Annotated in this window: 20 protein-coding genes; 10 read left to right on the top strand and 10 right to left on the bottom strand. The window is 66.2% G+C overall.

The annotated features are described in order from the left end of the window. Together ACODS5_RS20450 and ACODS5_RS20445 are read left to right on the top strand one after the other, a co-directional pair. Entirely contained in the window at positions 1–429 is a 429-nt protein-coding gene (locus ACODS5_RS20450; RefSeq protein WP_134690767.1) for a hypothetical protein, read from the top strand. A gap of 17 nt (positions 430–446) precedes the next feature. Beyond that, positions 447–821: a Rho termination factor N-terminal domain-containing protein gene (locus ACODS5_RS20445; RefSeq protein WP_489109532.1), complete on the top strand. Its 375-nt coding sequence runs from the start codon at positions 447–449 to the stop codon at positions 819–821. A gap of 78 nt (positions 822–899) precedes the next feature. Here the strand turns inward: ACODS5_RS20445 and ACODS5_RS20440 are convergent, their stop codons facing one another. Then, positions 900–1,130: a metallothionein gene (locus ACODS5_RS20440; protein ID WP_489109531.1), complete on the bottom strand. Its 231-nt coding sequence runs from the start codon at positions 1,128–1,130 to the stop codon at positions 900–902. Continuing rightward, entirely contained in the window at positions 1,130–1,591 is a 462-nt protein-coding gene (locus ACODS5_RS20435; RefSeq protein WP_489109530.1) for a phosphotransferase system, HPr-related protein, read from the bottom strand. The genes ACODS5_RS20440 and ACODS5_RS20435 overlap by 1 nt, the downstream gene beginning before the upstream one ends. Positions 1,592–1,764: 173 nt before the next feature. Here ACODS5_RS20435 and ligD point away from each other — a divergent pair, with 173 nt between their 5' ends. The 6 genes from ligD to ACODS5_RS20405 are packed head-to-tail and all read left to right on the top strand — an operon-like array spanning position 1,765 to position 7,541. Next, on the top strand, positions 1,765–4,230 hold the full coding sequence (gene ligD / locus ACODS5_RS20430; RefSeq protein WP_489109529.1) for a DNA ligase D: 2,466 nt from the start codon (positions 1,765–1,767) through the stop codon (positions 4,228–4,230). Next, positions 4,230–4,478, top strand: coding sequence for a hypothetical protein (locus tag ACODS5_RS20425; RefSeq protein ID WP_134690776.1), 249 nt, complete (start codon positions 4,230–4,232; stop codon positions 4,476–4,478). The genes ligD and ACODS5_RS20425 overlap by 1 nt, the downstream gene beginning before the upstream one ends. Next, the gene (locus ACODS5_RS20420) at positions 4,475–5,518 is read left to right on the top strand and encodes an acyl-CoA dehydrogenase (RefSeq protein WP_489109528.1); all 1,044 of its coding nucleotides are present in this window, start codon (positions 4,475–4,477) and stop codon (positions 5,516–5,518) included. Before ACODS5_RS20425 ends, ACODS5_RS20420 begins: the two co-directional genes overlap by 4 nt. Continuing rightward, positions 5,515–6,270: a PIG-L deacetylase family protein gene (locus ACODS5_RS20415; RefSeq protein WP_489109527.1), complete on the top strand. Its 756-nt coding sequence runs from the start codon at positions 5,515–5,517 to the stop codon at positions 6,268–6,270. Before ACODS5_RS20420 ends, ACODS5_RS20415 begins: the two co-directional genes overlap by 4 nt. 12 nt (positions 6,271–6,282) lie before the next feature. Next, positions 6,283–6,882 (top strand): class I SAM-dependent methyltransferase, encoded by a 600-nt coding sequence (locus ACODS5_RS20410; RefSeq protein WP_489109526.1) that lies wholly within the window; start codon positions 6,283–6,285, stop codon positions 6,880–6,882. Then, positions 6,879–7,541 (top strand): glycosyltransferase family 2 protein, encoded by a 663-nt coding sequence (locus ACODS5_RS20405; RefSeq protein ID WP_134690811.1) that lies wholly within the window; start codon positions 6,879–6,881, stop codon positions 7,539–7,541. The genes ACODS5_RS20410 and ACODS5_RS20405 overlap by 4 nt, the downstream gene beginning before the upstream one ends. Positions 7,542–7,685: 144 nt before the next feature. Here the strand turns inward: ACODS5_RS20405 and ku are convergent, their stop codons facing one another. The 8 genes from ku to ACODS5_RS20365 form a co-directional block, all read right to left on the bottom strand. After that, entirely contained in the window at positions 7,686–8,510 is an 825-nt protein-coding gene (gene ku, locus ACODS5_RS20400; protein ID WP_489109525.1) for a non-homologous end joining protein Ku, read from the bottom strand. 9 nt (positions 8,511–8,519) lie between these two features. Continuing rightward, positions 8,520–8,657 carry a PSPA7_2676 family Cys-rich small protein gene (locus ACODS5_RS20395; protein WP_302467645.1) on the bottom strand — a complete coding sequence of 46 codons (138 nt, stop codon included), beginning with the start codon at positions 8,655–8,657 and terminating at the stop codon, positions 8,520–8,522. Between the two features lie 82 nt (positions 8,658–8,739). Next, entirely contained in the window at positions 8,740–9,645 is a 906-nt protein-coding gene (locus tag ACODS5_RS20390; protein WP_489109524.1) for an SDR family oxidoreductase, read from the bottom strand. Positions 9,646–9,742: 97 nt separating this feature from the next. After that, a complete protein-coding gene (locus ACODS5_RS20385) occupies positions 9,743–10,843 on the bottom strand; it encodes a carboxylate-amine ligase (protein WP_489109523.1) in 1,101 nt (366 codons plus the stop codon). A gap of 7 nt (positions 10,844–10,850) precedes the next feature. Next, positions 10,851–11,804 (bottom strand): methyltransferase, encoded by a 954-nt coding sequence (locus ACODS5_RS20380; RefSeq protein WP_134690787.1) that lies wholly within the window; start codon positions 11,802–11,804, stop codon positions 10,851–10,853. After that, a complete protein-coding gene (locus ACODS5_RS20375; protein WP_489109522.1) occupies positions 11,804–13,120 on the bottom strand; it encodes an iron-containing redox enzyme family protein in 1,317 nt (438 codons plus the stop codon). The genes ACODS5_RS20380 and ACODS5_RS20375 overlap by 1 nt, the downstream gene beginning before the upstream one ends. Positions 13,121–13,134: 14 nt before the next feature. Continuing rightward, the gene (locus ACODS5_RS20370) at positions 13,135–13,308 is read right to left on the bottom strand and encodes a hypothetical protein (protein ID WP_167659454.1); all 174 of its coding nucleotides are present in this window, start codon (positions 13,306–13,308) and stop codon (positions 13,135–13,137) included. 58 nt (positions 13,309–13,366) lie between these two features. Further along, entirely contained in the window at positions 13,367–13,558 is a 192-nt protein-coding gene (locus ACODS5_RS20365) for a con-10 family general stress protein (protein ID WP_134690791.1), read from the bottom strand. 279 nt (positions 13,559–13,837) lie between these two features. Here ACODS5_RS20365 and ACODS5_RS20360 point away from each other — a divergent pair, with 279 nt between their 5' ends. Next, positions 13,838–15,049 (top strand): multidrug effflux MFS transporter, encoded by a 1,212-nt coding sequence (locus tag ACODS5_RS20360; protein ID WP_489109521.1) that lies wholly within the window; start codon positions 13,838–13,840, stop codon positions 15,047–15,049. Positions 15,050–15,054: 5 nt separating this feature from the next. Then, positions 15,055–15,651 carry a TetR/AcrR family transcriptional regulator gene (locus ACODS5_RS20355; protein ID WP_489109520.1) on the top strand — a complete coding sequence of 199 codons (597 nt, stop codon included), beginning with the start codon at positions 15,055–15,057 and terminating at the stop codon, positions 15,649–15,651. Positions 15,652–15,779 lie beyond the last annotated feature (128 nt).

The raw sequence follows: 15,779 nt of genomic DNA, 5'->3' as shown, positions 1-15,779 counted from the left end.
ATGCGAACGATCCTGCTGTTCAGCCTGCTCGCCGGCCTGGCCTGTGGCCAGGTACAAGCCGCCGGCTGCGACGTCGTCACCCAGTCTTCCAGCGAATCGGTCAAGCCAGTGCAGGGGCATACTTGTTATAGCTTCAGCAACATGCCCGCCGAAGCGATTGCCTGGTCCTGCAGCAACCAAAGCAAGGCAATGCTCAACAGCCGCAAGCGCCCGGTAGAACGCTGCGCCGACGGCAGCATCGGCAGTTGCATCGCGCCGTTGACCCAGGAAACCCTGGCCAATCCCGACGCGGCCGGCCGTGACGAGCCAAGCACGCGCCCCGCCGTACCCAAGCAGGCGCGGATCATCACCTACTACTACGACACTCCGAGCCTGGGCCAGGCGCGCAGCGATTGCGAACGCAACGACGGCATCTGGCAGACCCACTGAACGCAAGGAGAACCACCATGCCCCGTGGAGACAAAGACAAGTACACCGACAAACAGAAACGCAAGGCCGAACATATCGAGGACAGCTACGAAAGCAAAGGCGTGCCCAAGGACCAAGCCGAGGCGCGGGCCTGGGCCACGGTCAACAAGCAGTCCGGCGGTGGCGAGTGCAAGGGCGGTTCGGGTCAGGCGAAAAGCCCCGCCGCCAAAGCCCGGTCGCGCGCCTCTTCGGCGCGCCGCGCGGTGGCCACCAAGCAAGGGGTGGCCCGACCAGGCCAGCGCCTGGAGGACATGACCAAGGCCCAGTTGATGGACCGCGCACGCAAGCAGGCGATCGTCGGGCGTTCACGCATGCGCAAGGATGAATTGATCGAGGCGCTACGCAAGGCCTGATCGGGTTGTCGCCGGGCCCGCTCGCTCCCAGCAAAGCCAGTCAGCGTTGCTGGGAGCGGGCCTGCCTGGTGATGCCCTTCAAGGTGAGATCGGGTCGCTGGCCGGGAAGGTTTCGTCCAGCGCGTTGTCGACATTGCGCTCCTTGGGCTGGGTTGCTTCGCCGCACTTGCAGTCAGCCATGCGGCACGCTTCGCCATTGCGATGGCCCATGGCGCAGGCTTCGCAGCAATAAGCCTTGCCATCCTGGACCACGGCATTGGCATCAACAGTGCAGGAACAGTGGTTGCAGGAACAACGTTGCTCGTTCATCAGTGGTTTCTCCCATCGTCGTCTTCGCTGGACACTTCATCCGTCCAAGGTTGCCCGTCGAGCGGCGCGGAACGTGCTAGCTCGGCTTCGTCCAGGCCGATACCGCCGCCGATCTCCTCGGCCTCGACGTGACGCAGATGCTTGTCTGCCGGACCGCCCAGACCCGGCTCATGTGGGTCGCGGGCGCCGCTTTCGTCGAACAGGGTGTCGGGGCTCAAGTCATCGAGGGTGACGTTGTCCTCGTGGGCGCTGTCGCTGAGCGCTTCACCGCCGCTCATGCCAGCCTCGGCGATGCGCCGTGGCGGGTAGTCCTGGGCTAGCTCGCGGGCTGGGCGCTCGTCGCCGATCCGGCCCTGGCGCGCATCGCGCCGCTCGCTGAAATCCAGTTCACGAACGCTTCCCATACGGTCCTCGGTGTCGTCGATCTCGACAGTTGTATTGGGGTCGTTGGGTCTGGCCATGGCAGATCTCCATCAGTGGGGGCTCATGGGGTCGACTGCGTTGGCCGGCAAATGATTCAGAGTTTTCACACGCGTTCGTTGCCAATGCCCCATGGATCGCCACAGCTTTTTTGAACTCTGCCCCAGCCCATCACCTCCCAAGCAAAAGACCCGCGAACCGTCCGGAGCCCGCCATGGCCAAGCCCCTGCAGGAGTACCAACGCAAGCGCGACTTCAACGCCACCCCGGAGCCGGCTGCCAAGCGCAACCGCGCGCGCCGCGCCCACGCCCTGCATTACTGCATCCAGAAGCACGATGCCAGCCACCTGCACTACGACTTTCGCCTGGAACTCGACGGCACCCTGAAGAGCTGGGCCATTCCCAAGGGCCCATCACTGGACCCCAAGGTGCGCCGGCTGGCGGTGCACGTCGAGGATCACCCGCTGGACTACGCCGACTTCGAAGGCCATATCCCCGAGGGTCACTACGGCGCCGGTGACGTGATCGTCTGGGACCGGGGCATCTGGGAGCCCGAGGGCGACCCGCAAGAAGCCTATGCCAAGGGCAAGCTGCGCTTTCGCCTGCAAGGCGAAAAGCTTGCGGGGGTGTGGAACCTGTTCCGCACCCACCTGGCGGGCAAGAAGGAGCAGTGGATGCTGGTCAAGTCCAACGACGAGCAGGCGCGCAGCGAGGCTGACTACAGTGTTGTCGATGCCCTGCCCGACAGTGTGCTCAGCGAGCGCACCCTGTTGCCGCGGCGCGCCGCCAAGCAGTGGGCAAAGCCCGTCGACACCGCGCAAGCACAGGATCTGCCCGAGCGTCTGCAGCCGCAGCTGGCCACCTTGGTGGATTCGCCGCCCGGCGGTGATTGGTGCTACGAGGTCAAGTTCGATGGCTATCGGATCATGGCGCGAATCGCCGCGGGCCAGGTGCGGCTGTTTACCCGCAATGGCCATGACTGGAGCGCGAAGATGCCGCAGCAAGTCGCGGCGCTGCAGGCGCTGGGCCTGGACTCGGCATGGCTGGACGGTGAAATGGTGGTGGTCGACCGCAACGGCGTGGCGGATTTCCAGGCCTTGCAGAACGCCTTCGACACCGAACATGACGACCAGATCACCTACTATCTGTTCGACCTGCCCTACCTTGGCGGCCGAGATCTTAGCCCATTGCCACTGCACGATAGGCGCCGGGCCCTGGAGCGTTTGCTCGAACACAACGCCAGCGCACGGCTGAAGTTTTCCGAAGCCTTCGAGCAGCCGATCGACTCGCTGCTCGACAGCGCCTGTCGCCTGGGCCTCGAAGGGCTGATCGGCAAACGCGAGGGCAGCCCCTACACAGGTCGGCGCAGCAGCGACTGGATCAAGCTCAAGTGCAAGCAGCGCCAGGAGTTCGTGATCGTCGGTTTCACTGACCCCAAAGGTAGCCGGACTGGGTTCGGCGCTCTGCTGCTGGCCCTGCATGACCCCGACAGCGGCCAACTGCGTTATGCCGGCAAGGTGGGCACCGGCTTCAGCGCCACGACCCTGGACACCCTGCACGCACGCTTGAAACCCCTGGAAATCAGCAAGCCGGCTTTGCCCAAGCCCCCTGTCGGCGCCGAAGCCCGCGGCGTGCACTGGCTCGAACCGCAGCTGCTGGCCGAAGTGGCCTATGCGCAGATGACCCGTGAAGGCATCGTGCGCCATTCGGTGTTCCACGGCCTGCGCGACGACAAACCCGCCACCGCCATCGACCTGGAGCGCGCCATGCCAGCCAAGCAAGCCGTCAAGGCGCAGCCCGACGAGTTGGGCGGCCTGCGCCTGACCCACCCCGAGCGGGTCATCGACGCCACCTGCGGCGCCACCAAGCGGCAAGTGGCCGAATACTATGCCCAGGTGGCCGACTGGCTGTTGCCGCAGCTCAAGCACCGGCCGGTGGCCCTGGTGCGGGCGCCGGATGGCCTGGGCGGCGAGCTGTTCTTCCAGAAGAACGCCGGGCAGCTGCATATTCCCCAGGTTGTCAGCTACACCAAGGCCCAGGCCGGCCAGGCGGCCATGGTGCTCAACCGTGCCGACAGCCTGCTGGGCGCGGTGCAGATGAACATGCTCGAACTGCACACCTGGAATGCCACCGACAAGGACTTCGAGCGCCCCGACCGTTTCGTCCTGGATCTTGACCCCGACCCTGCGCTGCCGTGGAAGGCCATGCGCGAGGCCACCCAGCTGACCCTGACCTTGCTCGATGAACTGGGCCTGAAGGTGTTTCTCAAGACCAGCGGCGGCAAGGGCATGCACCTGGTGGTGCCACTGACTCGCCGCGCCGGCTGGGGCGAAGTGAAAGATTTCAGCCATGCCTTGGTCGAGCACATGGCTGGCCTGTTCCCCGACCGTCTCAGTGCGGTGTCGGGGCCGAAGAACCGGGTGGGGCGGATCTTCATCGACTACCTGCGCAACGGCAAGGGCGCCACTACCGTCGCCGCCTATTCCCTGCGCGCCCGTGAAGGGCTGCCGGTCTCGGTGCCGATCTGGCGCGATGAACTCCCCCAGCTCAAGAGCGCCAACCAATGGAACATCGGCAACCTGCGCCAGCGACTGGCTGAGGTCGACGACCCCTGGGCCGACATGGCCGCGACCCGGCAGTCGATCACCATGAGCATGCGCAAGCAGCTGGGGCTGGCCTGATGGGGCTGCTGCTCGAGCTGCTGCAATGGCCGGCGATGTTGCTGACCCTGGCCGCGGCCTGGTGCATTGGCTCGCGGCGACCACGCCGGCGCCGCGTGGGCTTTTGCTTTTTCATCAGCAGCAATGTGCTGTGGGTGGCCTGGGGCTGGCAGGTACAGGCCTGGGCCCTGATCGTCCTGCAATTTTGCCTGTGCGCCATGAACCTGCGTGGCTGGAAGAAGAACACCCAAGGGGAACTGAGCCCATGAGCATCGTCCAGGATTTCGATCTGACCCATCTCGACTGCCTGCTCCGGCGCTTCGGCAGGCGGCCGCGGGCGCTCGATCTCGATAACCACCTGCCAGAACTGTTGCAGGCATTGCAGGCCGATCATCTCGACCTGCTGCCCTTGCCCGGCCAGGGCCATACCCTCGAGCGCTGGCAGACCCTGGCGCGCATCGCCGGTTGCGACCTGACCCTGGCCAAGCTCTACGAAGGCCATACCGACGCCTTGGCGATCCTCGCCGAATGTGGCGCCGCGCACCTGGCGGCAGACGGCATCTGGGGCATGTGGGCGGCCGAACCAGCGGACGCCCGGGCACGGATCGTTGGCCGCGAAGGCGCGCAGGTGCGCCTGCAAGGGCGCAAGGCCTGGTGTTCCGGCGCCATGCAGATCGACCGGGCATTGATCACCGCCTGGGATACCCAGGAGCAATCGCAGTTGGTGGCCATCGAGTTGTCCGATCCCAGCCAGCGGATCCAGGCCAATGACTGGCAAGCAGTGGGCATGGGCACCACCGCCAGCGTGACCGTCGAGTTCGACGACTCACCCGGCGTGGCCGTGGGCGCTACGGGCCAGTATGTGTCGCGGCCAGGGTTCTGGCACGGTGGCGCCGGCATCGCCGCCTGCTGGTATGGCGCCGCCGAGGCGCTGGCCGACTACCTGCGCGAACATTGCCGCAAGCCGCGCGTGGACGTGCACGCCGATGCCCACCTCGGCGCCGTGGACGGTGCCTTGTACGGAGCCCGCGCCGCGCTGCGCGAATGTGCCAGTTGGATAGACCGCCAGCCACGGGCCGATGCCAGCTTCGAGGTGCGCCGCACCCGCGCCCAGGTGGAGCAGGCGGTGGAGCAGGTCATTCGCCATGTCGGCCGGGCGTTGGGCGCCACGCCGTATTGCCGCGACAGCCATTTCGCGCGGCTCAGCGCCGACCTGCCGGTGTTCCTGCGCCAGAGCCATGCCGAGCGCGACCTGGCCGAACTGGGGCGGCAAGTGACCGCAGTGCCCGCGGGGGCCTGGCAGCTATGAGCGAGAACCTGATTCAGGCCAGCCAAGGTACCCCTTGGTGCGCCTGGCAGCATAGCGCGCGCCTGGCCCGGGCCCGCTGGCTCAGGCCCGAGCAACTGTGCCCACCGGGCAGGCGCCTGGTGCTAGTGGCACCGCACCCGGACGATGAAGTCCTGATGGCCGGCGGCCTGCTGGCAGGCTTTGCCGGGCGTGAACAGGACCTGCTACTGATCTCCGCCACTGACGGCGAAAGCAGCCACCCCGGCTCCGCGCATTGGACCGAACATCGCCTGCGCCGCCAGCGCCCCCTGGAGAGCCGCCACGCCCTGCAACAACTGGAGCTTGACCTCAACGGCCTGGACTGGCGCCGCCTGCACTTGAAGGACGGCGCCCTGCCCCGCGACGAGGCGTTCCTGGCCAACCATCTGAACCAGTTGCTCAAGCCCGACGACCTGCTGCTGACCACCTGGCGCGGCGATGGTCACTGCGACCATGAAGCGGCAGGACGCGCTTGTGCCCAGGCGGCCCAGGCGCGCCGAGCGCAACTGGCCGAAGTGCCGGTATGGGCCTGGCACTGGGCGCGACCGGACGATCCGCGCCTGCCCTGGGCCCGAGCCCTGCGCATCCAGCTCGACGAAAACCGCCTGGCACGCAAGCGCCAGGCCCTGGCCTGCCATGCCAGCCAGGTGCAGGCCGACGACCAGCGCCCGCCGGTCCTGCCATCGCGCTTGCAGGCGTGTCTGCTGCAACCTTTCGAACTGATGTTCTTGTAAAAGGGAGTCGCCATGAGCCTCGACGCGCAATATTTTGCCGACCTGTACGCCAACGATGACGATCCCTGGGCGTTCCGTAGCCGCTGGTACGAACGGCGCAAGCGCGAGCTGTTGCTGGCCAGCCTGCCGCGCCAATGCTATGCACGGGTGTTCGAGCCGGCCTGCGCCAATGGTGAGCTCAGCGCGCTACTCGCCGAGCGCTGCGCCAGCCTGTTGTGCCAGGACATCGATGCCCGCGCCGTGGGCCTGGCGCGCCAGCGCCTGGCCGGGGTCAGACATGCCTGCGTCGAGCAGGCCCGTCTGCCTGGCGATTGGCCCGCAGGGCAGTTCGACCTGATCGTGCTCAGCGAGATCGGCTATTACCTCGACCCCACCGACTGGCTGCAAGTGATCGAACAGTCGGTGGCCAGCCTGGTCGGCGATGGCGGCCTGCTCGCCTGCCACTGGCGCCACCCGATCGTCGGTTGCCCGCAGGATGGCCGCCAGGTGCATGCGCGACTGGCCAGGCATCTGCCGCTATATCCGCTGTTACGCCATGAGGAAGCGGACTTCCTGCTCGAATATTGGTCGTGCCAACCCAGCGTGGTCGACCTGGACGAGAGGTGCTCATGATCGCCGTGGTGATCCCCGCGCATAACGAAGCGCGGCGCCTTGGGCATTGCCTCAAGGCGGTTCAGGCGGCCGCCGCACAAGCAGCGTTGACCGGCTTGCAGGTGGACATCCTGGTGGTGCTCGACCGTTGCAGCGATTCCAGCCTGGCCATCGCCCAGCGCCATGGCGTGCGCATCCTGGAACTGAGCGCAGGCAATGTCGGCATCGCCCGCCGTGCTGGTGCGGCGTTGATGCTCGAACGCGGCGCGCAGTGGTTGGCCTTCACCGACGCCGACAGCCGTGTGCCTCGCCACTGGCTGCTGTCGCAGCTGCAATGGCGGGCCGATGCGGTGTGCGGCACGGTGCATGTCGAGCGCTGGCAACCCTGGCACAGCGCCGCGTTGCGCCGGCTGTACCAGGAGCGTTACCAGGCACGGGAGGGGCACCGGCATATCCACGGGGCCAATCTCGGGGTTTGCGCCAAGGCATATCAACGGGTCGGCGGGTTCCAGCCGCTGCCCGCCCACGAAGATGTGCAATTGGTGCTTGCGCTCGAGGCCAATGGCGCGCAGATCGTCTGGACCGCCCAGCACAGCGTGGCCACCAGCAGCCGCGCGGATAGCCGAGCGCGGCAAGGGTTCGGGGATTACCTGAGCGGGTTGCAAGGGCAACTGCCATGAATGCCACCGCGTCGCCCGGTTCGCCAGCAAGGCTGGCTCCTACAGGTATTGCCGGCCGCTATCGGTGTAGGAGCCGGCTTGCCGGCGAACACCGGCGCAGCCAGTGCCAGCCACCGCGTTGCCTGTTCGGTTCTCCTGCAAGGCTCAGGATGCCTTGCGCGGTCGTTTGCTGGAGGGCTTTTTACCACTCAGGCTGCGCTTGAGCAGTTCGGTGAGGTCGAGGATGTCCGCGCCTTTCTGCGCCGCCATGCCCTCGCCTTTTTCCACCGTCTCGATCTTGCCTTTGCTGGCCTTTTCCTCGACCAGGTCCAGGATGGTCTGGCGGAACGCATCGTGATAGTCATCCGGCGTCCACGGCCCGCTCATGTCCTCGACCAGCTTCCTGGCCATGGCCAGCTCGCGCTTGTCGGGCTTGCTGTCGGTGACGCTCTTGTCCAGTTTCAGTGTTTCCAGGCCGCGCACTTCCTCAGGCCAGCGCAGGGTGATCATCACCAGCGCATCATCCAGCGGGCGCAGCAGCGCCAGATGCTGGCGGGTATGTAGCACCACGGTTGCCAGCGCCACTTTGCCGGTGCTTTGCAGCGTTTCGCGAAGCAAGGCATACACCTTGCCACCGCGGCGGTCCGGGCTCAGGTAATACGGCGTGTCGAACTGCTGCAAGGGAATTTCCCCGGCCTCAACGAAGGAAAAGATATCTATGGTTTGGGTCGCTTCGGGCCGGGCCTTGCGGATCTCCTCTTCGCTGATCAACACGTAGCGGCCTTTCTCATACTCCACGCCTTTGACGACATGCTCCTTGTCGATCTCCTTGCCGGTGACCTTGTTCACGCGCTTGTAGCCCACCGGCTCCATGCTGCGCTTGTCGAGCCAGTCGAAGTCGATGCGCTCGCTGCGCACGGCAGTGTTGAGGGAGACGGGGATATGCACGAGGCCGAAGCTGATCGCGCCTTTCCAGATAGCCCTGGCCATGGTCGGCTCCTATGCGCCCGACGGTTGGCCGGGCTGGCTGTAGCGCAACGCGCCACAACGTTCACAACACTGGCAATGCAGCCCAGCAACCTCATCGATGTGCAGGCTGCGCCATTGGCAGCCTCGCAGCAGGCAGACCAGCTTCATCAGCCACCTCCCTGGCCCTGGCAAAGTCGGGCCCTTACTGCAACTGACTGCGCGGCGTCCTGAAGGTTTAGTCGCAATTGCCCTACGGCAGCGGGTTGCCGCCGGTGACGCCAAACACTTCGCCAGTGATATAGCTCGATTCCTGGCTGGCCAGCAGCACGTACAGCGGCGCGCATTCGGCCGGTTGGCCTGGGCGCTTCATCGGCGTGTGGCCACCGAAATCGGGAATTTTCTCTGGCGGTTGGCCGCCGCTGGGCTGCAGCACGGTCCAGATCGGCCCCGGCGCCACGGCGTTGACCCGGATGCCGCGCTCGATCACCTGCTTGGCCAAGGCCTTGGTGAAGGCGACGATTGCCGCCTTGGTGGTGGCATAGTCGAGCAAGGTCGCCGACGGTTGATACGACTGGATCGATGCGGTGTTGATGATGGTCGCCCCCGCTGGCATCAGCGGCACCGCCGCCTGGCATAGCCAGAACAACGCATAGACGTTGGTCTTGAGGGTGTGGTCGAACTGCTCGTGGCTGATCTGGCCAATGTCCTTGCGCGCCTCCTGCTTGCCGGCGACGTTGACCAGGATATCCAGGCCGCCGAGCTGTTCATGGGCCTGATCCACCAGCTGGCGGCAAAACCGTGGGTCCTTCAGATCGCCCGGCAGCGGCAGGGCCTTGCGGCCTTCGGCTTCGATCAGTTGCACCACTTCGCGGGCGTCGCGCTCCTCGGTGGCCAGGTAGTTCAGGGCGATATCAGCGCCTTCCCGGGCGAAGGCGATAGCCACCGCGCGGCCAATGCCTGAGTCGGCGCCGGTGATCAAGGCGCGGCGCCGCGCAAGGCGGCCAAAACCTTGGTAAGTGCTTTCGCCATGGTCGGGCTTGGGTTGCATGTTGGCGTCCAGGCCGGGAGCGGCCTGGCCCTGGGCAGGAAATGGCGGATGGGGATACTGGGTCAGGGGATTTTGCAGGCTGTATTGGTCTTGCGGCTTGCTGGACATGGGCCGACTCCTTGGTAAATGGGCGGGCCCTGTGGACGGGTTGACCCCGCGCTAGCGCCCTACTGAGTTCGAGAACAACCTAGGTCCGATGGTTTGTTCAGCCTGGCGCGCTCAGCGACAGATGGTCATCCAGCACCTGCCGCACGACCGCCCCCGGCCCCTGCGCCAAGGCCTCGAGCTGGCGATCGGCGCTGGTGCCCTCGCGCAGTATCCGCCGGGCGTGCAACGCCGCACGCTCGGCATCGATGCTGTCGAGTGGATGCTGTGCCAGCAGCTGCGCCAGCCAGCCCTCGGCGGTCACCGGCAACTGCTGGTGCAGGCCAATGAAGCTGCCGTGGCGGCCATCACGCATGGCCCGCCAGTAGTTTTCCTGGGTGACCCAGCGCCACTCGCGACTGCCTTGCAGCGGCTCGGCCGCTGGCCGGAGGCACTGTTCGACCAGGTGCCGGAACAACCCGGCGATGGCCAGGGCATCCGCCAGCCGCGGGCAGCCATCACAGATGCGCAGTTCCACCGTGGGAAAACGCCGCGACGGGCGTATCGCCCACCAGAAGTCGCCGTCTTCGGCCAGCGTTCCGGTGCGCTGCAGCAGCGCCCGGTAGCGTTGGTAAGCGCTCCAGTCGACCAGGGGCTCAGGCAGGCCCATGTGCGGCCACTCGCCACAGATCACCCGCCGGTAACTCATGTAGCCGCTGACCTGCCCGCCCCACAACGGCGACGAGGTGCTCAGCAACAAAAGCAGCGGCAGCCAGTACAGCACGCGGTTGATCACCTGCATGCGGTCGATGCCGGGCGGCACGCCGACATGCACATGCAGGCCGTTGAGCACGCTACGCTGGGCCACCAGGCGATAGTCGTCGAACAGTTCTCGGTAGTGCGCCGTATCGCGTGGCTGCTGGCGCAACCACTGCGCGCTGGGATGGCTGGCCGCGCCATACAGACCAACGCCCAACGCGCTCAAGGCCTCATCCAGCTGCTGGCGACGCTCGGCGAGGAAGCCGTGGGCCTGGTGCAAGGTGTCGAACACTGGAGAGACCAGCTCGACCTGGCAACGGAACATTTCTTCAGCGAAGTGGCCACCGAGGACCTGCCGACAGCGCCGCTCCACCTTCGCCGATGGCTTGGCCAGCACCCGGCCACTGGCCGCGTCGACCAGCAGGTACTCTTGCTCGATGCCGAAGCTGCAGGGACGGCCCATGGCCGCATCACGCCTTGCGGGTAACGGTCAGGGCCACCGCGGCGATGCGTTCGACGTGCTCGTAGCCGGGCTCGAGCAGTTGTTCACCGAACACGTCTGGGTCGAGCTCGCGGTAGTGCCAGCTGAACGTAGGCCCCGCCAGGCGCAGGCGGATCGCCTCGAGCAGCGCATCATGGCCTTCGACCATGGCCACGCCGCTGTACAACAGCAAGGTACCACCAGGGGCCAGGCGTTCGCAGGCCTGTTCGACGATGCGCAGCGACAGTTCCGCGCCCAGCGCACCGCCGCCATGCCGGTAGGTGCGCCGGGCAGCGTCGAGCATGTACGGCGGGTTGGCGACGATCAGGTCGAAGTGGCCACTGATGCCGTCGAGCAGGTCGCTGGGTTCCACCGAGACGTTGGCCACACCCGCCAGCGCTGCATTGATTGCGGTATAGCGCAGGGCCAGTGGGTTGATGTCCACCGCGCTGACCTGGGCATGGGGCGCCGCGCGGGCGATCAACAGCGCGCCGACACCGGCGCCGCAGCCAATGTCCACGGCATGCTGCACGCGCCGGGGACAATGTTGCAGGTGATCGCGGATGACCTGGGCGAAGCGGTAGCTGTCCGGGCCGAAGAACACCGCGTCGCGGCGTTCGGTGGGCCAGGCCGAGTGCAGTAGCAGCAAGTCATCCAGGCTCGACCAGCGCACCATGCTGCGCAGCAGCTCGCCCTGCGCCACCAGTACACCTGCCGTCAGCAGTTGCTCCAGCTCATCGGCACTGATCAGCGCACCTGCAAACGGCCGGCTCCAGCCGAACACCTCGCGCAGGTTGCCCGCCCGTTGCGCCGCAGGGCGGGCGTTGACCCGGGCCTGGGTCGCCGGGCTCACGCAGGTGAAGTGGTAGCCATCGGCGCGTAGGCGCCGGCCCAATTGCAGCAAGGCCTGGTCGGCGCGGGCCTGGGTCTGGTCGAGCAGCATCAGCAGGATCCTCCGTTGGCAAGGCCGGTGGCGCGGATGTAGTCGCGGGTGGCGCGCAGACCCGAGGGCTCGGCATGGCGGTTGCCGGCCATGGCGGCGATCAGCCCGTCGATTGTCGATGCTTGCGGCGCGCAGGGCGCTGCAGGTTCCAACGCCAGGTCCTGTTCCCATTGGCCTGGTATCACCCGGCGGACATTGGCGCCTTGCCAGCTACCGGCGATCCAGTCGTGCCACAGTTGTTTCTCGTAGGGGCTGAAAACCCCGAACATGGCTGCCGTCGGCCCGTCGATGAGCGCCCAGAACCGGCTCTGCCGCGGGTTGCGATCACGCTCGACCCAACCCTGGGCCTGCAAGGCATCGAGAAAGGCACCCATCGCTCCCGGCTCGGCGAGCCATTGGTTGATCGTGCGCCCCTGAAGGCGGCAACGGTCTGAATGCATGAACTGGCCATACACCCGCTTGCGCTCCAATGCGCCCAGCAGTTCGTGCTCAAGGTCGAAGGTGGCGATCAACGAAGGCGTGTCGATGCCCAGGCCGTTGAGCCGATAACCTTGCCTGAGCCGTTGGTAGAACGCCTCGCCAGCGCTCCTGGGCTGCAACAGGCGCAGGCTTTCCAGGGCGCGGCAGGCATGGCCGCTGGCGGCGTTGTCGATGGTCACGTGCAACTGGAAGTAATGGGCATCGATGCCCAACTCAGCCAGTTCGTGGGTGGTGATCAGCAAGTGCAATGGCGGTTGTTCGTAGCCGAGGTTGTAGCCGATCACTTCGGGCAAGCGCTGCTCGCACTGCTGGCCCAGGGCCAACTGCAGGGCTCCCTGCAGGTAGCGTTCGGGCTTGAGCGGCGGGCCTTGCAGACAGCCGAGGCGGCTGAGCAGGCGCTGATAGATCAACACATGGTTGCACCGCGGGTCGCCATTGCCCAGTTCCTCGAGAAAGGTGCCGATCAGCCCGTGGTAACGCGGGTCACGCCAGTGGCGCAGGGTGCCGTGCAGCCAGGCACCGTCGACCGCCTTGGTCGGGGCCACTTGCTGCAGGAACCAAAGGGCCTGGGCACGGTTGGCGAAGTAGCGCCGGGGCCGGCCCTCCCGGCGTTGCCGCAGATAATCGGCGTGTGCCTCGGCCACCGCACTGACGTTGGCCAGGGCCCATCCAGGCAAGTGCCGCGGATCGTCGGGCAGGTCGTCGGGCAGCGCCTGGACGTGGCTCAACTGGCGGTCGAGCCAGGCTAGCCCGCAGCGCCCTGCCAGCAGCGCCCGATAGCGTCGTTGCAAGGCATTGGACGCAGTGCTTGCACCCTTGCTGGCCATCACCTTCATGCCAGGTACCTCGCTCAGGGTTGCTGCGGCTTGGTTTCGGGAGCTGGGCTGGAAGTGTCGGGTTGCTGCATCTGCAGCGACGGCTTGCTCGGGTCGGCGTCCTTGGCTGGGTGGTCGTTGTCGCGGTCGAAGCAACCACCGAGCAGGGTCAGGCTGGCCAGCAGGCAGAGCACGGGGGGAATGCGCATGGGGTTCTCCTTTGCAGGTGTGCGCAGTGCCAGGGCACCTGGCACTGCGTGCCCTCACTTACGCCCGTCCGCCCTTGCGACCGGACTCGCTCTGGCGGTTGCCACCGCCGGAACTCTGCCCGCCCTTGCGGCCGGCTTCGGAGGCTTTCTCGCGGTCATTGGCAAAGTTGCCGGGGTTCTTCGTTCCACCCTGGCTGCCGGTCTTGTTGCTGTCCTGACGGCCGGTCATGTTGCTGTCTCTGTTGGCCATGGTTGCAAAACCTCGTGTGGCTTGGGGAATGAATGCACGGCAGCGCCGTACAAAATTGGGAGTGCGGGCAACCACGGCTGATTCGGTTTTTTCCCAGGCCGTCGGACCGGTGGCGCTAAACAAGCGAAGGGGGTGCATTTGGCGCGCAAGCAGCTGCAAGGGCGCGAGTTGTTCGCCGCCGTCCAGCAGCGCCGTATTGACCCCCGAGGCCGACCTGGCTAACCTGTTCACAACCTACCGGTCGGTAGGTTTCTTTTTTTCCTTGTGGATACACCCGTCATGCCCAGCACCTGCAACCTGCGCTTCGCCGCCTCCCTCGCCCTGATCGGCGCCCTTGGCCCCTCGGCCGTCGACATGTACCTGGCCAGCCTGCCGGAAATGGCCCGCGACTTCGGCACTGGCTATCCCCAGGTGCAACTGACCCTGACGGTATTCCTGCTGGCCATGGGGGCTGGCCAGTTGCTGTTCGGCCCATTGGTGGATGCCCTGGGGCGTCGCCGGCCGCTGCTCGCGGGGTTGCTGGTGTTCGCCCTGGCGTCTTTCGCCGCCGCTGCGGCCGACTCGCTGCAGGCCCTGCTGATGGCGCGTCTGGTCCAGGGCCTGGCCAGTGCCTTGACCTTGGTGGTGATCATGAGCATGGTCCGCGATGTCGCCGACGGCACCCGCGCCGCGCAGATCTTCGCCCTGCTGATGACCATCGAGGGCCTGGCGCCGATTCTCGCTCCGGCGGTGGGTGGCCTGGTGGATGCCGCCTATGGTTGGCGGGCGATCATGCTGGTGCTGGCGGGCCTGGGCCTGTTGACCCTGGCCAACTCGCTGCTCAGCCTTGGCGAAACCCTGCCAGAGCGCGCGCGGGTGCGCCTGGCGCCGGGCACTGTCCTGCGCACCTACGCACGCATCGGTGTCGACGGCGCATTCCTGCGTCCGGCCCTGGCGCTGTCGGCAGTGTTTTTCTTCCTGTTCGCCTACATTGCCGGCTCTGCCTACGTTTACCAGGAGCATTTCGGGCTATCCAGCGCGCACTTCGGCTTGCTGTTCGGCACCTGTGGCGCGGCCATTTTACTCGGCGCGGCGTTGTCCGGACGCTGGGTAGTGGCGCACGGCGTGGCACGGGTGGCCTGGCGTGGCGCGCTGTGCATGGGCGCTGGCGCCGTGCTGATGGTGCTGGCCGGGATCAATGGCGCTGGCTTGCCGTTGCTGCTCGCAGGTGTGGTTCTGGCGCTGTTCGGCTTGGGCATCTGCGAAGCCACGCTGATGGCTTTGGCGATGTCCTCGCAGCAGCGTGATGTCGGCTCCACCGCGGCGTTGCTCGGTGCCTTGCAACTGGTGATCGCCTCGAGCGCGACGCCCCTTGCCGGTCACCTGGCGACCCTCGGCCCGCAAGCCTGGGCCTGGTTGCTGGCGGCGGCGGCGTTGCTGATCGTGGGTTTGACCCGCGCGGCCCAGGCCAACACAATCAGCGCCTCGTCCTGCAGTGCCAACCCGGAGTGACCGCCTTGAAAGCCCTGACCCCTTCTGCCGCCCGTGTCTGCGATCACGCGGTGGAGCATTTCGCCGAGCATGGCTACGACGGCTCGTCGCTGAACGAGATCGCGGCGTTGGCGGGGATGCGCAAGGCTTCGTTGTATGCCCATTTCGCCAACAAGGACGCCTTGTTCGTGTGCGCGTTCGAGCGGGCGTTGGCGGCGGAAACGGCCTATGTCGAGTCGGGTTTCAGCCAGGAATCGGCGGCTCGCGAGGCGCCGGGGCACTGGCATCCGCTGCATTTGGCCGAGCGTTATGCTGGCTCGGCTAATTTGCGGTTTGTGTTGCGCACGGCGTTCTTGCCGCCGGTGTCGATACGTGCGGTGGTCACGGGGGGCTTCGAGGCTTACCTGGAGCAGGTTCGCCAGGGCTTCTGCCAGGCCCTGCGCGAACGTCATGGCTGGGCGCGCAGTGATGGCAACAAGCTGGAGCTTTATGGGGATGCCTACCTGGGGATCATCGACAGCCTGCATGTGGAATTGCTGTACGCGAATCCAGCGGTGTTTGCCCGGCGGGCGGCGTCCTTGTTGAAGATTCTCGACGACTCGTTGCAAATGGCGAGTCAGTGATTGGCGGCAGCAGCCAGGTCAATGTTGGTTGCTGTTGCTGATCAAGAGACTAGCGCCAACCCCAGCGAGCGATAGCTGCGCCAGTGCAGGCGCCGCCCGTAACTTCGCGACTTCAGGAGGCCGAACGC

The sequence above is a fragment of the Pseudomonas sp. FG47 genome, assembly GCF_057809115.1.
Note: the sequence above shows the minus strand (reverse complement) of the source record. Positions and strands in the feature narration are given on the sequence as shown.